17 protein-coding genes and 1 tRNA gene are annotated in these 14,711 nt (G+C 69.4%); 6 read left to right on the top strand and 12 right to left on the bottom strand.

Annotation, left to right across the window (positions count from 1 at the left end; translation table 11 throughout):
* Positions 1-22 precede the first annotated feature (22 nt).
* The 4 genes from ACX1DX_RS00755 to ACX1DX_RS00770 are packed head-to-tail and all read left to right on the top strand — an operon-like array spanning position 23 to position 2,886.
* Positions 23-358: a lycopene cyclase domain-containing protein gene (locus ACX1DX_RS00755; protein ID WP_459397328.1), complete on the top strand. Its 336-nt coding sequence runs from the start codon at positions 23-25 to the stop codon at positions 356-358.
* Complete coding sequence (locus tag ACX1DX_RS00760; RefSeq protein ID WP_459397329.1) at positions 351-668, top strand: lycopene cyclase domain-containing protein; 318 nt, start codon at positions 351-353, stop codon at positions 666-668. The genes ACX1DX_RS00755 and ACX1DX_RS00760 overlap by 8 nt, the downstream gene beginning before the upstream one ends.
* Positions 665-1,381 carry a class I SAM-dependent methyltransferase gene (locus ACX1DX_RS00765; RefSeq protein WP_459397330.1) on the top strand — a complete coding sequence of 239 codons (717 nt, stop codon included), beginning with the start codon at positions 665-667 and terminating at the stop codon, positions 1,379-1,381. Before ACX1DX_RS00760 ends, ACX1DX_RS00765 begins: the two co-directional genes overlap by 4 nt.
* Entirely contained in the window at positions 1,378-2,886 is a 1,509-nt protein-coding gene (locus ACX1DX_RS00770; protein ID WP_459397331.1) for an FAD-dependent oxidoreductase, read from the top strand. The genes ACX1DX_RS00765 and ACX1DX_RS00770 overlap by 4 nt, the downstream gene beginning before the upstream one ends.
* Here ACX1DX_RS00770 and ACX1DX_RS00775 read toward each other — a convergent pair whose 3' ends face one another.
* From ACX1DX_RS00775 to idi, 3 genes are read right to left on the bottom strand one after another with little or no spacing between them, the layout of a single operon-like run.
* A complete protein-coding gene (locus ACX1DX_RS00775; protein ID WP_459397332.1) occupies positions 2,887-3,774 on the bottom strand; it encodes a phytoene/squalene synthase family protein in 888 nt (295 codons plus the stop codon).
* Positions 3,774-5,243 (bottom strand): phytoene desaturase family protein, encoded by a 1,470-nt coding sequence (crtI, locus tag ACX1DX_RS00780; protein WP_459397333.1) that lies wholly within the window; start codon positions 5,241-5,243, stop codon positions 3,774-3,776. Before crtI ends, ACX1DX_RS00775 begins: the two co-directional genes overlap by 1 nt.
* Entirely contained in the window at positions 5,240-6,895 is a 1,656-nt protein-coding gene (gene idi, locus ACX1DX_RS00785; RefSeq protein ID WP_459397334.1) for an isopentenyl-diphosphate Delta-isomerase, read from the bottom strand. Before idi ends, crtI begins: the two co-directional genes overlap by 4 nt.
* 76 nt (positions 6,896-6,971) lie before the next feature.
* On the opposite strand from idi, the gene ACX1DX_RS00790 reads away from it, so the two are divergent.
* Together ACX1DX_RS00790 and ACX1DX_RS00795 are read left to right on the top strand one after the other, a co-directional pair.
* On the top strand, positions 6,972-7,898 hold the full coding sequence (locus ACX1DX_RS00790) for a MerR family transcriptional regulator (protein WP_459397335.1): 927 nt from the start codon (positions 6,972-6,974) through the stop codon (positions 7,896-7,898).
* Positions 7,899-7,977: 79 nt separating this feature from the next.
* A complete protein-coding gene (locus ACX1DX_RS00795) occupies positions 7,978-8,763 on the top strand; it encodes a TspO/MBR family protein (protein ID WP_459397336.1) in 786 nt (261 codons plus the stop codon).
* On the opposite strand, the gene ACX1DX_RS00800 is transcribed toward ACX1DX_RS00795, so the two are convergent.
* The 9 genes from ACX1DX_RS00800 to nadE all read right to left on the bottom strand — a co-directional run bounded on the left by ACX1DX_RS00800 (position 8,760) and on the right by nadE (position 14,701).
* On the bottom strand, positions 8,760-9,620 hold the full coding sequence (locus ACX1DX_RS00800; protein ID WP_459397337.1) for an exodeoxyribonuclease III: 861 nt from the start codon (positions 9,618-9,620) through the stop codon (positions 8,760-8,762). The two genes, ACX1DX_RS00795 and ACX1DX_RS00800, sit on opposite strands and share 4 nt — an antisense overlap.
* A gap of 25 nt (positions 9,621-9,645) precedes the next feature.
* Positions 9,646-10,074 (bottom strand): HIT family protein, encoded by a 429-nt coding sequence (locus tag ACX1DX_RS00805; protein WP_459397338.1) that lies wholly within the window; start codon positions 10,072-10,074, stop codon positions 9,646-9,648.
* A 1-nt stretch (position 10,075) separates the two neighbouring features.
* A complete protein-coding gene (locus ACX1DX_RS00810) occupies positions 10,076-10,981 on the bottom strand; it encodes a serine/threonine-protein kinase (protein WP_459397339.1) in 906 nt (301 codons plus the stop codon).
* 208 nt (positions 10,982-11,189) lie between these two features.
* On the bottom strand, positions 11,190-11,432 hold the full coding sequence (locus ACX1DX_RS00815; RefSeq protein WP_459397340.1) for a DUF2249 domain-containing protein: 243 nt from the start codon (positions 11,430-11,432) through the stop codon (positions 11,190-11,192).
* A 141-nt stretch (positions 11,433-11,573) separates the two neighbouring features.
* Positions 11,574-11,649, bottom strand: a tRNA-Lys gene (locus tag ACX1DX_RS00820).
* Between the two features lie 81 nt (positions 11,650-11,730).
* Positions 11,731-12,063 carry a thioredoxin family protein gene (locus tag ACX1DX_RS00825; RefSeq protein ID WP_459397341.1) on the bottom strand — a complete coding sequence of 111 codons (333 nt, stop codon included), beginning with the start codon at positions 12,061-12,063 and terminating at the stop codon, positions 11,731-11,733.
* Between the two features lie 240 nt (positions 12,064-12,303).
* Positions 12,304-13,302 (bottom strand): DNA topoisomerase IB, encoded by a 999-nt coding sequence (locus tag ACX1DX_RS00830; RefSeq protein WP_459397342.1) that lies wholly within the window; start codon positions 13,300-13,302, stop codon positions 12,304-12,306.
* Between the two features lie 8 nt (positions 13,303-13,310).
* Positions 13,311-13,880, bottom strand: coding sequence for a cysteine hydrolase family protein (locus ACX1DX_RS00835; protein ID WP_459397343.1), 570 nt, complete (start codon positions 13,878-13,880; stop codon positions 13,311-13,313).
* Complete coding sequence (gene nadE, locus ACX1DX_RS00840) at positions 13,877-14,701, bottom strand: NAD(+) synthase (RefSeq protein WP_459397344.1); 825 nt, start codon at positions 14,699-14,701, stop codon at positions 13,877-13,879. The genes ACX1DX_RS00835 and nadE overlap by 4 nt, the downstream gene beginning before the upstream one ends.
* Positions 14,702-14,711: the final 10 nt, after the last annotated feature.

The following is a 14,711-nucleotide window of genomic DNA, read 5'->3' on the forward strand; positions in this document are numbered from 1 at the left end:
TCGAACCTCTAGGGTGACAGTGATGCCTGACAGCTACCAGTACCTGATCCTGATGGCCGCGTGCGTGGCGGTCACCCTGCCGCTCGAGTTCGTGCTCCGCGCCCGCGTCTACCGGCGTCCCCTCCGGCTGTTGCTCGCGATGCTCCCCATGCTCGTGGTCTTCCTCGCCTGGGACGTGCTGGGCATCCTGCGCGATCACTGGACCTACAGCGAGCGGTTCACCACAGGGATCATGCTCGGAATCCTTCCGCTCGAGGAACTGCTGTTCTTCCTGGTCATCCCCATCTGCGGGCTGCTGACCTACGAGGGCGTGGGCTACGTGCTGGGCCGCCTCCGGGCGAGGAGAGACGATGCCTGAGTACACCGTCCTCACCGTCATCGGGATGCTTGCGGTCATCGCGCTGGAGGTGTTCTGGCTGCGCACCGGTCTGTTCCGCAGGCTGCAGTACTGGATCTCCATGGCCATCATCTTCTTCTTCCAGGCCCTGGTCGACGGCTGGCTGACGAAGCTCTCAGACCCCATCGTGCTCTACAACCCGGCGCACCATTCCGGCATCCGGTTCCCCTGGGACATCCCAGTTGAGGACTTCGGCTTCGGGTGGACCATGCTCACCCTCACAATGCTCGTATGGGTGACGCTCGGTCGACGAAAGGGAGAGCCCGGATGAACATGGCGGAGGCCTTCGACCGCGGTGCCCGCCGCTATGACCTCATGGTGCGGCTCAACCCCGGCTACCACCGCGAACTGCGCCGCGCGGCCGAGGCCCTGACGTCGCGGCTCGACGGTGAACCCCAGGCCCTGCTGGATTTGGCGTGCGGCTCGGGCGCCTCCACCCGCGCGCTGGCCGACGCAGCACCCGAGGGCTCCTACATCCTCGGCCTCGACGCGTCCCCAGGCATGCTGGAGCGGGCCCGCGCCAAGCGGTGGCCCCCGCAGGTCCGGTTCGAGCGGGCCACCATCGGAGAACTGAACCTGGACAGGTGGGCCCGCGGAACCTTCGACGGCGCCCTCGCCTGCTACCTGTTCCGCAACGTGCCCGAGGAGCACCGCGACCGCGCGGTTGCCGAGGTGTTCGGGCTGCTGCGGCCCGGCGCCTGGCTGTGCGTGCAGGAGTACTCGGTGGCCGGCAACAATGCCGCGCGCCGCGTGTGGGACGCGGTGAGCCACGGCGTGATCATCCCGCTCGGCTCTGTGGTGGACCGCAACCCGTCGCTGTACCGCTACCTCTGGCGCAGCGTGATCGACTTCGATTCGGTCTCCACGTTCGCCGAGAGGCTGAGCGCCGGCGGCTTCGTGGATGTCGCCCACCGCACGGCCGCAGGGTGGCAGCGCGGAGTGCTCCACACCTTCATCGCCCGCAAACCGGAGGAAACCCCATGAGCCAACGCCCCGGCAGGGACAAGCGCGCCGTCCGCCATCCCGGGCAGGCCGGCGCCCACCATCTCGACGGCGGCCGCCACGCGATCGTCGTGGGCGGCGGCATCGCGGGCCTCGCGGCCGCCACCGCGCTGGCTGAGCGAGGGGTGCGCGTCACGCTGTTCGAGGCCGGCGACAGGCTGGGTGGGCGCGTCGCCGCCTGGCCGCTGGAGGACGGCCGCACCATGAGCCGCGGCTTCCACGCGTTCTTCCGCCAGTACTACAACCTGCGCCGGCTGCTGCGCCGCGCAGACGTCGACCTGTCGTTCCTCGTCCCCATCGACGACTACCCCCTGCAGCGGCCGGACGGGCTGCGCGACTCGTTCACCGGCCTGGCGAAGACGCCGCCGTGGTCTGTGCTGCAGTTCGTCGCCCGCAGCCCCGCCTTCTCACTCAAGGGGCTGGCCAAGGTGCACATCCCGGCGTCCCTCGAGCTGCTCCAGGTGCGGTTCCCCGAGACCTATGAGCGCTACGACGGCGAATCCGCCGCTGCCTTCCTGGACCGGCTCCGGTTCCCCGACGGGGCCCGCGACCTGGCGCTCGAGGTGTTCGCGCGCTCCTTCTTCGCGGACCCCCGCGAGTTCGGCGCCGGGGAACTGGTGGCGATGTTCCACACCTACTTCCTGGGCTCCGCCGAGGGCCTGCTCTTCGACGTGCCGGACGATGATTACGACACCGCCCTGTGGGCCCCGCTGGCCCGTGTGCTCGGCGGCCTTGGCGTCGACGTCCGGTTCGGCGCCGCCGTCGCTTCCATCGAGCTGGGGGACAACGGCGCGGCCGTGACCGTCGGGTCTGAGCGCATTGAGGGCGACGCCGTCGTGATCGCCGCTGACCCACGGGCCGCCCGCGCGCTGGCCGCGACCGTCGACGGCGAGGGGCTCGCCGGCTGGCGCGACTCCGTGGCCGCCACGTACAACGCGCCGCCGTTCGCCGTCGTCCGCCTGTGGCTCGACACCCCGGTGCTAGCCACGCGCCCCGCGTTCCTCGGCACGTCGGGCTACGGCCCGCTCGACAACGTCTCAGTGCTGGAACGCTTCGAGGACGGTGCCGCGAAGTGGGCCCAGACCAACGGCGGTTCCGTCGTCGAGTTGCACGCCTACGCCTGCGACCCGGCCGTCATGGAGGACCAGGCCGCTGCCGACGACGTGGTGCAGCGGCTGGAGGCGGAACTGCACAGGGTGTTCCCCGAAACGGCGACGGCCGGGGTGGTGGCCCGTGAGGTGCTCATCCGCGACGACTGCACGCTGATCGGCCCCTGGGGCTGGAGTGAGCGCCCAGGCGTCTCGACGCCGGATTCCCGGCTCGTGCTGGCGGGCGACTGGCTCCGCTGCGACTACCCGGTGGCGCTCATGGAGCGAGCCGCGACGACCGGCTTCCTGGCTGCCAACGAGCTGTTGGCCGGCTGGGGTGCAGCCGGCCACGACGTGTGGACCGTGCCGATGCGCGGGCTCCTCGGCGCCCGCCGCTGACTAGGCCAGCGTCGGTTGGGGGAGGCCGACGGTGAGCGTGCGCGCCACCACGCCGAGCTTCTCGCCCACCGGCACCCGGACCCGACCTGAGAAGACGTCGTAGCCGCGGGCTTCAATGCGGTCCAGGATGCGGCTGTACAGCACCAGGGCTGTGCCGACGCAGCGGCGCGACGCCGGCGGCAGCATGGGCAGCCCGGTCATCGCTTCCGCGTAGAGGGCGCGGTTGCGCTCGAACTGCTCGGCCATCATGGCGCGCCACTGCGGGGTGACCCGGCGCAGCCAGGGATCCGCGCCGTGCTTCGTCAGGTCCGCCTGGGGTACGTAGACTCGGCCGCGGTCGAGGTCCTCCTCGATGTCGCGGAGGAAGTTCGTCAGCTGGAAGGCGTGACCCAGCGCGCGCGCCGGCTCTCTCGCCTCGACGGTGTACGGCTCGAGAACCGGCAGCATCATCTCTCCGATCACGGCCGCCGACCCCTCCATGTAGCCGTCGCGCAGGCGCTCCCAGGTGGGCCACGTCTCCGTGTGCAGGTCCAGGGCCATGGCGTCGAAGAAGCGCTCGAAGCACTCGGGATCCGTGCCGCGGCGGCGGATGCTGTCCGCGATCGCGGCCATCACCGGATCCGACGACTTCCCGGAGGCCAGTGCCGTGAAGAACACCTGCCGGAACGCGTCGAGCCGCTCGGCCGGCGTGCCGTCCTGGGGTACCGCCAGATCCACCCGTTCCGGCTCGTCGACGATGTCGTCTGCCAGCCGACACAGCGCGTAGACGGAGTACACATCGCGGCGCTGCGACGGAGGCAGGAGCAGCGCTCCCCAGTAGTAGGTGGTGCCGTACTGACGGGTCAGTTCACCACATCGCCGGTAGCCGGCCTCGAGCATCTGGTCCATCAGAGTTCCTCCACACGGCGGGCTGCGAGTTTGCCGGAGATGAGCACCATCGGGATGCCCACGCCGGGGGTGGTGCCGGAGCCCGCGAAGATGAGCCCCCGGGCACGTTTGTCGACGTTGCGCGGGCGGAACGGGCCGGTCTGGGAGAAGGCGTGCGACAGCGCGAACGGCGTGCCCGCCGCCATCCCCTGGGCGGCCCAGTCTGCGGGCGTGACCAACTCCTCGGTGACGATGTCGACGGGGTAGCTGGAGCCCTCGAGGAAACGCAGCATGCGTTCCCGCAGGCGGGGGCCTTCCAGGGCCCAGTCGAGTTTCCCGACCTGCAGGTTCGGCACCGGCTCCAGCACGTAGAGCGTGTGGTGACCCGCGGGCGCTGCGTCGGGGGCGTGCACCGTCGGGACCGCCACGTAGCGCGACGGGTCCGCCATGGGCACGCCGCGCTTGAGGAGGTCCGTGAAGGCCTCGTCCCACGCGCGTCCGAAGTGGATGTTGTGGTGGCCCACCTGGGGAGGCAGGTCGCCCTTCACACCCAGGTGCCACACCAGCGCCGACGGCGAGAACTTGCCCCGCCGGGCGACCCTCGGGGCCTGAAGATCTGGCAGCAGCCGCTCGTAGGCGACGGGGAGGTCGGCCGTCACGACGACGGCTTCCGCGGGCACCACCTCGTGGTCCGTCAGGCGGACCCCGGTCACGGCGCCGTCGGCTCCGCGCAGCACCCTCTCGACGGTGGCGTTGTAGCGCACCTCGACCCCGGCGTCGACCGCCGCCGCGGCCATGGCGCGCGGCACGGCGTGCATCCCGCCCTCGGGGAACCACACGCCCTCGATGGAATCCATGTAGGTGATCACCGCGTACAGCGCCAGGGCCTGGGCCGGCGCGAGGCCGGCATACATCGCCTGGAAGCTGAACACCCGGTGGAGGCGCTCGTCGTCGAAGCGGCGCGCGACGGCCGGGCCGAGGCGACCGAACGCCCCGAGCCGCAGCAACTCCAGCGCGGCGGCGGGGGAGCGCAGGAGGCTGAGCGGGGAGGAGAAGTTGGTGTCGATGAAGTTGGGCACCTCGACGTCGTTGAGGCGCTTCAGCCATGCGACGAAGCGGTCGAACGCCGCGGCGTCCTTCGGGCCGCACTGGGCGAGGATCTCTTCGCGCATCAGTTCATGGCCGGGGCGCACCAGCAGCTGTGAGCCGTCGGCGAAGAACGCGTGGTACGCGGGGTCGAGCAGTGCCATCTGCACGTAGTCGCGACTGCTCCGCCCGACGGCGGCGAAGGCCTCCTCGAGCAGGCCGAGCATGGTGAACACCACCGGCCCGGTGTCGAACCGGAAGCCGTCGCGCTCCAGGATCCCGTTGCGCCCACCGGGCACCGCGTCGCGTTCCAGGAGGGTGACCCGGTGCCCCGCGCCGGCTAGGTGCAGGGCTGCGGACAGGCCGGAGAGGCCTGCGCCGACGATCACTACCTTCTTGCTCATGCGTCCCGCCAGGCGACGGCGCGGGCCGCGTCGTGCAGACCGTCGACGCCGGCAGGGACCAGGCCCACGTTGTCGAGGTGGGCGAGGGCGGCGGCCAGGTCGTCAGCGATTAGCTTCTCGAGTTCGACATCGACGCCGGCCTCACGCATGGCGTGGGCCAGTTCCGGGGCGTCGCTCCGGGCGAATCCGTCCGTGCCGAGCGCCTCGAGGGTGTCGCGGCTGGTGCCGGTGAGCCGTTCCCGCGCGATGGACAGGAGCACGGTGGCCTTCGCGTCGACGAGGTCGTCGCCGGCCGGCTTCCCGGTGATGTGGGGGTCTCCCCACACGCCCAGGTAATCGTCGCGGAGGGCGAAGGCGCGGCCGAGGAGCTCGCCACAGGCCAGAAGGGCCTCCTCGGCCTCGGCGGAGGCGCCGGCGGCGATCGCGCCGAACTGGAGCGGCCGCATCACGGTGTAGCGCCCTGACTTCAGGCGGGCGACCGATTCGGCGTGGTGGCGGTCGCAGCGTCCGGCGACGGCGCCGGTGAGGTCCGCGCGCTGGCCGGCGATGAGTTCCACGCAGAGCCGGTACCACGTCTCGCGCAGGCGGCGGGGGAGCCCGTCGACCAGCCGGTCGGCGACGGTGTGGGCGAGGTCGCCCAACAGGACGGCCAGGCTCTCGCCGAAGCGTCGTGCCTCTCCGACGGCGGAGCTGTTGCGGTGCCAGTCTGCGGCCTCGACGTGGGCCGACGGGTGGCCGCGTCGGGAATCGGACTCGTCCATCACGTCGTCGTGGATGAGCGCGAACAGATGGAGGAGTTCGAGAGCGGCTGTGATCCGCAGGAGGCGGAGGTAGGACTCGCTTCCGTGGGCGCCGCCGCTGGCGATGAAGCCCCAGTACGCCAGCCGCACGCGGATGCGCTTGCCGCCGGAGCTGAGCCGGGCCAGCCACTGGGGGAGGTCGTCGGCCAGGATGTCGACGCCGAGGTCGCCGATGAGGGCGCCCCATTCGGTGCCGAGTGCGTTGAGTTCGGCCGCGATGAGCTGGTCAACCTCGGCCACCGCTGCGTCGGGGTCGGCGGTGGAGCGGTGCTGCAGTTCGTGGGCACCGGGGAAGAGGGTGTTGATCTCCGGAACCTGGAGAGCGGCCCACGGGCTGTAGACGTGGGGGGTCGCGTCGATCGCACGGTGCAGGTCTGCCCAGTCGATCCAGGCCCACTCGGCCACTTCCTCGGGGTTCGCCACGGGGTCCTCGTCGCCGACGAAAGCAGCGAAGACGGGGCAGATCTCGTTCTCGACGATGCCCGATGCGTCCGTGGCCTGGTAGCGGAACTGCGGCAGCAGCGATACGAGGGGACCGACGTGCAGCCCGATCTCCTCGCGGATCCGGCGTCGGGCGGCGTCCTCGATCTGCTCGCCGGGCCGGGGGTGACCGCAGGCCGAGTTGGTCCACACGCCTGGCCAGGTCTTCTTCGACAACGCACGGCGGGTCACGAGGACCTGCCCGGCGGCGTTGAAGAGGTATGTGGAGAAGGCCAGGTGTAGCGGAGTGGAGTCGGTGTGGATGGTGAGGCGGTCTGCGCTGCCGACGGGGCGGCCCGCCTCGTCGAGGAGGATGACTTGGTCCGGACTGGAGGGGCTCGACGTGCTCTGAGCCGAAGTGTGAACTGACATCGCGACCTGTCTAACGTTTGTCTAAGGTTGATGGAACTCTAACGTGAAAGTGAGATGCAGGCAAGGCCGGTGTTCAATGTTTGTCCAAGGCTTGCTAGCGTTATGGTCGACAAGCGTTCCTCCTCAGTCTGGAGCAGAGGTGTACACAATCAAACAGGTTTCGGGGCTCACTGGTGTCTCGGAAGCGGTATTGCGTGCCTGGGAATCCCGGTACGGCATCGTGGAGCCCTCGAGATCCGAGGGCCGCTACCGCCTTTACAGCGACGAACAAGTGGCTGTGCTGCGGGAGATGGCGGCCCTGGTTGGGGCCGGCGTGCCCGCTTCGCGCGCTGCCGCCACCCTGCTGGCCGAGGTGCGGGATCCGGGTGCCGCCGTCAGCGCTTTCCCTGGGGGGCAGGGCATGGTGGAAGCTGCGGCGCGCCTCGACGCCGTGGCGCTGGAAGCTGCCATCGCCGCTGCCGCCCCCGTCGAGGGCTTTGAGGCGTTCGCCGACGTGTGGCTGCCGGATGGCCTCCGGGAATTGGGCGAGGCCTGGGCCAGCGGCGAGCTGGGTGTCGCGGCGGAGCATTTCGCCAGCGCCGCGCTCATGCGCACCATCGCCGCCGCCTTCGACGCGGCGGGCCCGGCGACCACCCCGGGCAAGGTCCTGGTGGGCCTGCCGCCCGGGGCGCGTCATGAGTTGATGCTGTTCGCCTTCGCGGCCTGCCTGCGGCGTCTCGGTGCCGATGTCGTCTACCTGGGTGCGGACGTCCCCGCGGCTGAGTGGGAGAGAGCGGCCCGCGAGCACCGCGCCCGGGCGGCCGTCGTGGGCGTCACGTCGGTGCAGAAGCCTGCTGATGGTGCGCAGGAGGTGGTGAGTCGCCTGGCCGGCATCGCCCCGCCGGTGAGTGTCTGGGCCGGAGGCTCGCGACGCGCGGAGGTGGAAGGGGCCGAGTCGCTGCCCGACGCCCCCTCCGAGGCGGCGAAGGTGTTGCACAGGGCGCTGCTGGCCGGCCGAACGTAGCAACCTTCGACAAACATTCAACAAAACTGCCCGGTTGGGTTACTGTGGTGACATCTACCCCACAGAACGAGGACACATCATGAACCGCGACCTTCTCCGCCAACTCTGGGTCACCGTCTCCGCCGTGCTCTGCGTGTACGGCACGCTGCTCGGTTTCGGCGTCGTCGGCACCCCCGTCGAGCAGTCATCGGGTGGTGCGCTGTCTGCCGACGCGACGCTGCTCGCGCCCGGCGGCCCCGCCTTCTCCATCTGGTCGGTGATCTACATCGGCCTGTTCGCGTATGCCATCTGGCAGTGGCTGCCGGCCAACAAGACGTCGGAGCGGGCCCGCGCCACCGGCTTGCTCGCCGGGGCCTCGATGCTGCTCAACGCCGCGTGGATCCTCGTGACGCAGGTCGGCTGGATCTGGGTGAGCGTGCTGGTGATCGCCGTCCTGGCCCTCGTGCTGGGCTTCATCGTGCGTAGCCTCACGGCCATTCCGGGTGCCAGCACGGCTGAGCGGATCGTCGTCGACGGCACCTTCGGCCTCTACCTGGGCTGGGTCACCGTCGCGACCTGCGCCAATGTCGCCGCCGCCGGCGATGCCTCAGGCTGGTCCGTGGGCGCGCTGGCAGACCAGGTGATCGCCGTCGTCGTGCTCGCCGCTGCCGCCGGCCTCGGCGCGCTGTTCGCGTGGCAGTTCGGCGGCCGCCTGGCAGTGGCTGCGGCCGCTGGTTGGGGTCTGGCGTGGATCGCCATCGCGCGCCTCGGCGATGCGCCCGAGTCGACGCTGGTGGGCATCTCCGCCATCGTCGCTGCGCTGATCGTCGTTGCCGCAGCCTTCCTGTTGCGTCGCCAGCCCGTGCTCAGGACGTCGGCAGCTTAGTCGCGCGACTGGGGCAGCCTCGTCCTGCCCACACGCTTCGGGTTCGACGGCGCGGGCACCACGGGGCCGATGTCGCCGTCGTGGGCCTCGTCGAGGTCGACGATGACGGGGGCGTGGTCGCTGGGTGCCTTGCCCTTCCGCGCGGCTCGGTCCACCCAGGCGGCCGCGACCCTGTCCGCCACCGGCTGGGACGCGAGCACCAGATCGATCCGCATGCCCAGGTCCTGGTGGAACATCCCGGCGCGGTAGTCCCAGTAGCTGAAGAGGCGCTCGTGCTCGGGCCAGCGGGCCCGCACGACGTCCACCAGCCCGAACGCGTCGATCCGCGCACGCTCAGCCGGGGTCACGTGGGTGTGTCCGACGTAGGCGGTGGGATCGAACACGTCTACGTCGCTGGGGGCCACGTTCATGTCGCCGCACAGTGCGACCTCGGCAGGCCCTGCGGCGACGGCGGCCGCCAGCGCGTCGAGCCACTCGAGCTTGTAGGCGTAGTGGTCTGACCCCACGGTGCGACCGTTGGGCACGTACAGGCTGTGGATGCGGATGCCGGAGCAGGTTGCGCTGATGGCCCGGCCTTCCGTCGCGCCGAGGTAGTCAGGCTGGCCGGCGAAGTTCCGCTCCACGTCCTCCAGGCCCACCCGGGACAACACCGCGACGCCGTTGAACCCGCCCAGCCCGTGGTGGGCCGCCTCGTACCCCAGTTCGGCCAGGGGGGCGGCGAAGAGATCGGTGAAGGCGTCGTCGGTCAGTTTGGTCTCCTGCAGGCAGACGACATCAGGCCGGCGGGCCTCCAACCAGGGCAGCAGCCGCGGCATCCGTTGCTTGGCGGAGTTGACGTTCCAGGTGGCGATCCTCACCCCTCGAGGCTACCGCCGCCGTGCGTCACGAGGTGGTGAGTGCGGCGCGAAGGCGCTCCGCGTACTGGGCGGCCTCGCCCTCGGCGTATTTCGTGCGGGGCCAGAAGAATCCCCGGAGTCCGTCGCCCTTGGTGCGGGGCACCACGTGTACGTGCAGGTGGGGCACCGACTGGCTGACGACGGTGTTGATCGCGGTGAAACTGCCTTGCGCGCCGAGGGCCTCGACCACCGCTCGTGCCACGCGCTGCACGGCGGCGAAGAGGGGAGCGATCTCGTCCCCGGGCAGCTCCAGAAGCGTTTCGACGTGCTTGACGGGGCACACGAGAACATGGCCCTTGAACACCGGCCTGTGGTCGAGGAAGGCGATGATGCCTTCGTCGCGGTAGACCACCTCCGCCTCGACCTGCCCGGCCGCGAGGCCGCACACGATGTCGACGCCCGGGGAGGCGACCATGTCAGATGGTGGCGGCGCGCCGCGGGATGGCGGGGAGGGCCGCCGTGGCATCTGGGTCGAACTCTTCTTCGCTGGCCACCGGCACCGTCTCCGGCTCGAGCAGTTTCGCCACCAGGGCAGCGGTGGGCCGCTCCTCGGGCTCCTTCGCCATGCAGGCGGTGATGAGCGACTCGAGATCAGGCGGCGTGCCCTCGGGCAGCGGCGGCGGCGGATCCTGCACGTGGGCCAGCGCGGTGGCGATGGGGCTCGTGCGGTCGAAGGGCTTCTTGCCCGTGAGCATCTCGTGGGCGAGCACGCCCAGGCCGTAGATGTCCGACGCGGGGCCGACCTGCTGGCCGAGCGCCTGCTCCGGGCTCAGGTAGTGCGCGGTGCCGAGGACCTGCCCGGTGAGGGTGCGCGAATCGCGGTCGATCGAACGGGCGATGCCGAAGTCGGTGAGCTTGGCCCCGGTTTCCGGGACCAGCACGTTGGCCGGCTTGATGTCGCGGTGGATGACGCCGGCCTCGTGGGCCACGGTCAACGCCGAGGCCAGCTCGAAGAGGATGGTTCGGGTGATCTCCGGGGACAGCGGACCGTCGGAGAGCATACGGCACAGGGTGGGCCCGTCGACGAACTCCATCACCAGGCAGGACAGTCCGTCTTCCTCGAGGTAGTCGTGGATGGTCACGATGTTGGGGTGGGTGAGCTGCGCGGCGAAGCGCGCCTCGTCGCGGAAGCGTTCCACGAGCGCAAGCTCTTCCTGGGTGTGTGGGTGCATGATCTTCAGTGCCAAACGGCGTTCAAGAACGTCGTCGAAAGCTTCCCAGACCTGCCCCATGCCGCCTGACGCGACGTGGCCGATCAATCGATAGCGCTCCGAGAGCACTAGTCCCGGCCGTAGTCGTTGCACGACACCTCCCCGACCCACCCTCGCGGCGAGGTATCGGATCTTCCTGAGTATAACCCGGCGGGGTGTTTCACCTGCATTCTGAGCCGGGTGTACTGGTTGCTGTCTTCGCTAGTCAGTCGCTGTTACGCCAGCCAACTAGGGCTGAAATTCGGAGGGGAATCCCTGCCGCATCGGGCCATGTATGGCCGATGTGGCAGGAATCTCCCTGTGAATTCTGGGCTCCCGTTCAGGCGGTCTTGTCGGTCTTGCCGATCTTCACGCGCCAGACGTCGGGCCCGTTCTCCTGGTAGTCCCAGGTGTACTCGCCCGGGTGCTCAGCGGCGAACTGGTAGGAGAGCGGCTTGGGGTCGTGGTCGTTCACGAGGATGAAAGCCTCGCCGGGAGGCAGGGCGGACCAGGTGCCGAAGATGGTCGAGTGGCGCTGGGCGGGGGCGAGTTCGCGGACGTCCAGATCAGGTGTTTGCGTCATGCCACGAGATTAGTACAGGTTCGTGGTAACAATACGGCGGGTCCGCTCTTTCGAGCAGACGGACCGCTCGCCAGCGACAACGTCCTCTCCCTCCAAGGCCTTGGAACCAAAAAGCCCCGACCGAAGTCGGGGCTTTTGGCTTGGTACACCACCAGGGACTCGAACCCTGAACCCGCTGATTAAGAGTCAGCTGCTCTGCCAGTTGAGCTAGTGGTGCGCGCGAAGAATAACTCTAGACCCTCGCCGTTCGGCTTGTCCAATCGGGGCCTTCTGTTCCACGAAACCTGTTGTCAGCAGCCTATTCGATGATGTTTGGCAGCGCGCGGTCCAGCGCCTCGTCGATCTCCCGCGGCGAGTCCGGCCGCACCACCCGGGCGACCTCCTGCCCGTCGCGCAACAGGATCATCGTGGGCCACAACTTCACCTTGAACGAGCGCCCCAACGGAAGGCCCTTCCCATCGGCGACCTTGATGCGCTCGACGTCCGGCCTGTTGCCCAACGCCTCGTTCAGCGCCGGCGCGGACCGGGCGCAGAAGCCGCACCAGTTCTGGCCGAACTCCAACGCGACGAGGCCGCGCGTTGCATCGATCTTTTCCCGTGTGGGCTGTTCATCCTGGTAGCCGAGCGTCATGTCCCCAGGCTAGGCGACCTCCCTGAGCAGAGGCCGGAGATCGGCCACATTGCCCCACCATCCGGCGCAGGACGGTGTCCCTGGAGACAAGGGCATTTGACCCGGCGCCGTAGCCGGTCTCAGCTTCGCCGTGGCGGAGAGTCACCTCGATGGCGGACTGCTCCTACTGGGCCTGCATTCACCTGCATCCCCTGCGCCTCGCCCCGCGACCACGCTGATGGGACCGTCCAGGTGGCCCCGTCACTCCAACAATGCAAGGAGGGCCTTCTCCAGGCCCGTCTGGCGCGTGTTGGCCGAGCTGTACCGCTTCCGGGCGGCCTCGGCGATGATGTCGCCGGATTCGTAGGCGTCGAGCACCCGCGGGTCGATGTACGACGAGCGCGCCACCGTCGGCGTGTTGCCCAGGTAGCTGGCCACTTCCTGGACCGCCTGCCTGATCGCGCGTTGCCGCGACGCCTTCGAAGTGCCCGGCTCCTCGGTCAGCGCCAGCGACTCCGCGGCGATCACCGTGGCGTGCCAGGTGCGGAAGTCCTTCGCCGTGAGCGCGCCGCCGAAGAGGTCGGACAGGTACCCGTTGACGTCGGCGCTGGTGAGGTCGCGCCACCGGCCGTCCTGCCGGTAGGCCAGCAGCCGCTTGGAGTCGTCGTTGCGCTTGCGCAGCTTCTCCAGCACCGTGATGGCCGGCTGGTCGTCGACGGCGATGGTGTGCGCGATTCCGGACTTCCCCGTGAACGAGAACACCAGGTCGTCGCCCCGTCGGCGGACGTGCTGCTTCTCCAGCGTGGTGAGCCCGAACGAGCCGTGTGCGTCGGTGTAGGCGTCGTTGCCGATGCGGAAGTACCCGATGTCGAGCAGCCGCACGGCCGTGGCGCAGACGCACTCCGGCGACGAGTCCCCGAGCGCCAGGTCTGCCGAGATCCGACGGCGGGCCGAGGGCAGCATCTCGGCCGCGGAGGTGATGCGCTCGAACTTGGAGCGGTCGCGCTTCAACCGCCAGTCCGGGTGGTAGAGGTACTGGCGGCGGCCCGCGTCGTCGGTGCCCAGGGCCTGCAGGTGGCCGTTGGGGTGGGGACAGATCCACACGTCGGTCCAGGCGGGCGGGATGGCCAGCGCCTTGACGCGCTCCACCTCGTCCTTGGGCAGCGCGTTGCCGTCCGCGTCGGTATAGCTGAAGCCACTGCCGCGCTTGCGACGCGTGAAGCCCATCATGCGGGGGCTGACCCGACGGAGCCTGACCATCGCGGACCTCAGTGACCCGCGAGGAGGTTGAGGCTCTCGCGCTGGGTGAGCACCGGTTGGCGCATCTCCTCGCGGAGGAAGTCGAGTAGGGCTTCGGCGAGCGGACGATGGTCCGACGCGATGGCGCCACCGGCGACGTAGGCGCGGATGTTGTGCGCGAAGGCGCCGATGGCGGTCTGGGCCACGCAGCTGTGGGTGGACACCCCGCAGATCAGCAGGCGGTCGATGCCGAGGAAGCCGAGTTGTTCCTTCAGGTTGGTGCCGAAGAAGGCGTTGTCGCGGGTCTTGACGATCTCGACGCAGTCGGTGGTGTCGAGGCCGTCCAGGAATTCCGCCTGTTCGCTGCCGGGAAAGGCGAAGCCCTGGTCGTCCTCCAGCATGTTGAGGGTCCAGGTGGACTTGTCGGGCTCGTGCTGGGTCCGCACCAGGATCACCGGGCGGCCGTTGGCGCGGGCCGCGGCGATCAGCTCGTTGGTGGGCGGCAGGAGGAGTTCCTCCTTGCCGGCGAGGCCGGCCAGCTCGAAGTAGGACTTCTGGAGGTCAATGACCACCAGCGCCAGTCCGGCGTCGCCGCTCATTCCCGCCACCAGGTGTCGAAGATCGTCACCGGCACCGTCCGCTTGTGCCGGCTGCGCAGCCAGGTCTGCTCGATCCGCTCCGCGGCAGCCGCAGGGACCTCGCGGCCCTCTAGGTAGTCGTCGATGTCGTCGTAGGGGACGCCGAGCTCCACCTCGTCCGGCTGGCCCACCTTGTCGTCGAGCAGATCCGCGGTGGGCACCTTGCCCCACAGCCGTTCAGGCGCACCCAGGTGTTTCAGGAGCTGACGGTTCTGGCGCTTGTTGAGGCCGAACAGCGGCAGGATGTCCGCGCCGCCGTCGCCGAACTTCGTAAAGAAGCCCATGACGGATTCCGCGCCGTGGTCCGTGCCCAGCACGAGCGCGTTGTTGTCGCCTGCCACGGCGTACTGCGCCACCATGCGGATGCGGGCCTTGACGTTGCCCTTGTTGAAGTCGGTGATCTCCTCGCTGACGGCCGTGGCGTACTCGTCCTCGAAGCCGTCGACGGCGGGGCCGACGTTGAAGGTGAGGTCGCGGTCCGCGCCCACGAAGTCCATCGCGGCCTGCGCGTCGGCCTCGTCGTGCTGCACGTTGTAGGGCAGCCGCATGGCGTAGAAGGTGGCGTCGCCGCCCTGCGCACGCACCCGCTCCGCGGCGAGTTGCGCGATCCTCCCGGCGAGCGTGGAGTCGATGCCGCCCGAGATGCCGAGCACGTAGCCACGGGTGTGAGAGGCGGCTAGGTAGTCGACCAGGAACTGGATGCGCCGCTCGATCTCCTGCGCAGGATCGATCTCGGGCCGCACACCGAACTCGTCGATGATGGTCTGCTGAAGTTCACGCATCACCCCATTG

This window comes from Tessaracoccus zhenghani (assembly GCF_054552775.1).

What these genes read in the sequence shown, in the direction of transcription:
- ACX1DX_RS00755 (WP_459397328.1), top strand. Translation starts at nt 23, where the DNA reads ATGCCTGACAGCTACCAGTACCTGATCCTGATGGCCGCGTGCGTGGCG.
- ACX1DX_RS00760 (WP_459397329.1), top strand. Translation starts at nt 351, where the DNA reads ATGCCTGAGTACACCGTCCTCACCGTCATCGGGATGCTTGCGGTCATC.
- ACX1DX_RS00765 (WP_459397330.1), top strand. Translation starts at nt 665, where the DNA reads ATGAACATGGCGGAGGCCTTCGACCGCGGTGCCCGCCGCTATGACCTC.
- ACX1DX_RS00770 (WP_459397331.1), top strand. Translation starts at nt 1,378, where the DNA reads ATGAGCCAACGCCCCGGCAGGGACAAGCGCGCCGTCCGCCATCCCGGG.
- ACX1DX_RS00775 (WP_459397332.1), bottom strand. Translation starts at nt 3,774, where the DNA reads ATGGACCAGATGCTCGAGGCCGGCTACCGGCGATGTGGTGAACTGACC.
- crtI (WP_459397333.1), bottom strand. Translation starts at nt 5,243, where the DNA reads ATGAGCAAGAAGGTAGTGATCGTCGGCGCAGGCCTCTCCGGCCTGTCC.
- idi (WP_459397334.1), bottom strand. Translation starts at nt 6,895, where the DNA reads ATGTCAGTTCACACTTCGGCTCAGAGCACGTCGAGCCCCTCCAGTCCG.
- ACX1DX_RS00790 (WP_459397335.1), top strand. Translation starts at nt 6,972, where the DNA reads ATGTTTGTCCAAGGCTTGCTAGCGTTATGGTCGACAAGCGTTCCTCCT.
- ACX1DX_RS00795 (WP_459397336.1), top strand. Translation starts at nt 7,978, where the DNA reads ATGAACCGCGACCTTCTCCGCCAACTCTGGGTCACCGTCTCCGCCGTG.
- ACX1DX_RS00805 (WP_459397338.1), bottom strand. Translation starts at nt 10,074, where the DNA reads ATGGTCGCCTCCCCGGGCGTCGACATCGTGTGCGGCCTCGCGGCCGGG.
- ACX1DX_RS00815 (WP_459397340.1), bottom strand. Translation starts at nt 11,432, where the DNA reads ATGACGCAAACACCTGATCTGGACGTCCGCGAACTCGCCCCCGCCCAG.
- ACX1DX_RS00825 (WP_459397341.1), bottom strand. Translation starts at nt 12,063, where the DNA reads ATGACGCTCGGCTACCAGGATGAACAGCCCACACGGGAAAAGATCGAT.
- ACX1DX_RS00830 (WP_459397342.1), bottom strand. Translation starts at nt 13,302, where the DNA reads ATGGTCAGGCTCCGTCGGGTCAGCCCCCGCATGATGGGCTTCACGCGT.
- ACX1DX_RS00835 (WP_459397343.1), bottom strand. Translation starts at nt 13,880, where the DNA reads ATGAGCGGCGACGCCGGACTGGCGCTGGTGGTCATTGACCTCCAGAAG.
- nadE (WP_459397344.1), bottom strand. Translation starts at nt 14,701, where the DNA reads ATGCGTGAACTTCAGCAGACCATCATCGACGAGTTCGGTGTGCGGCCC.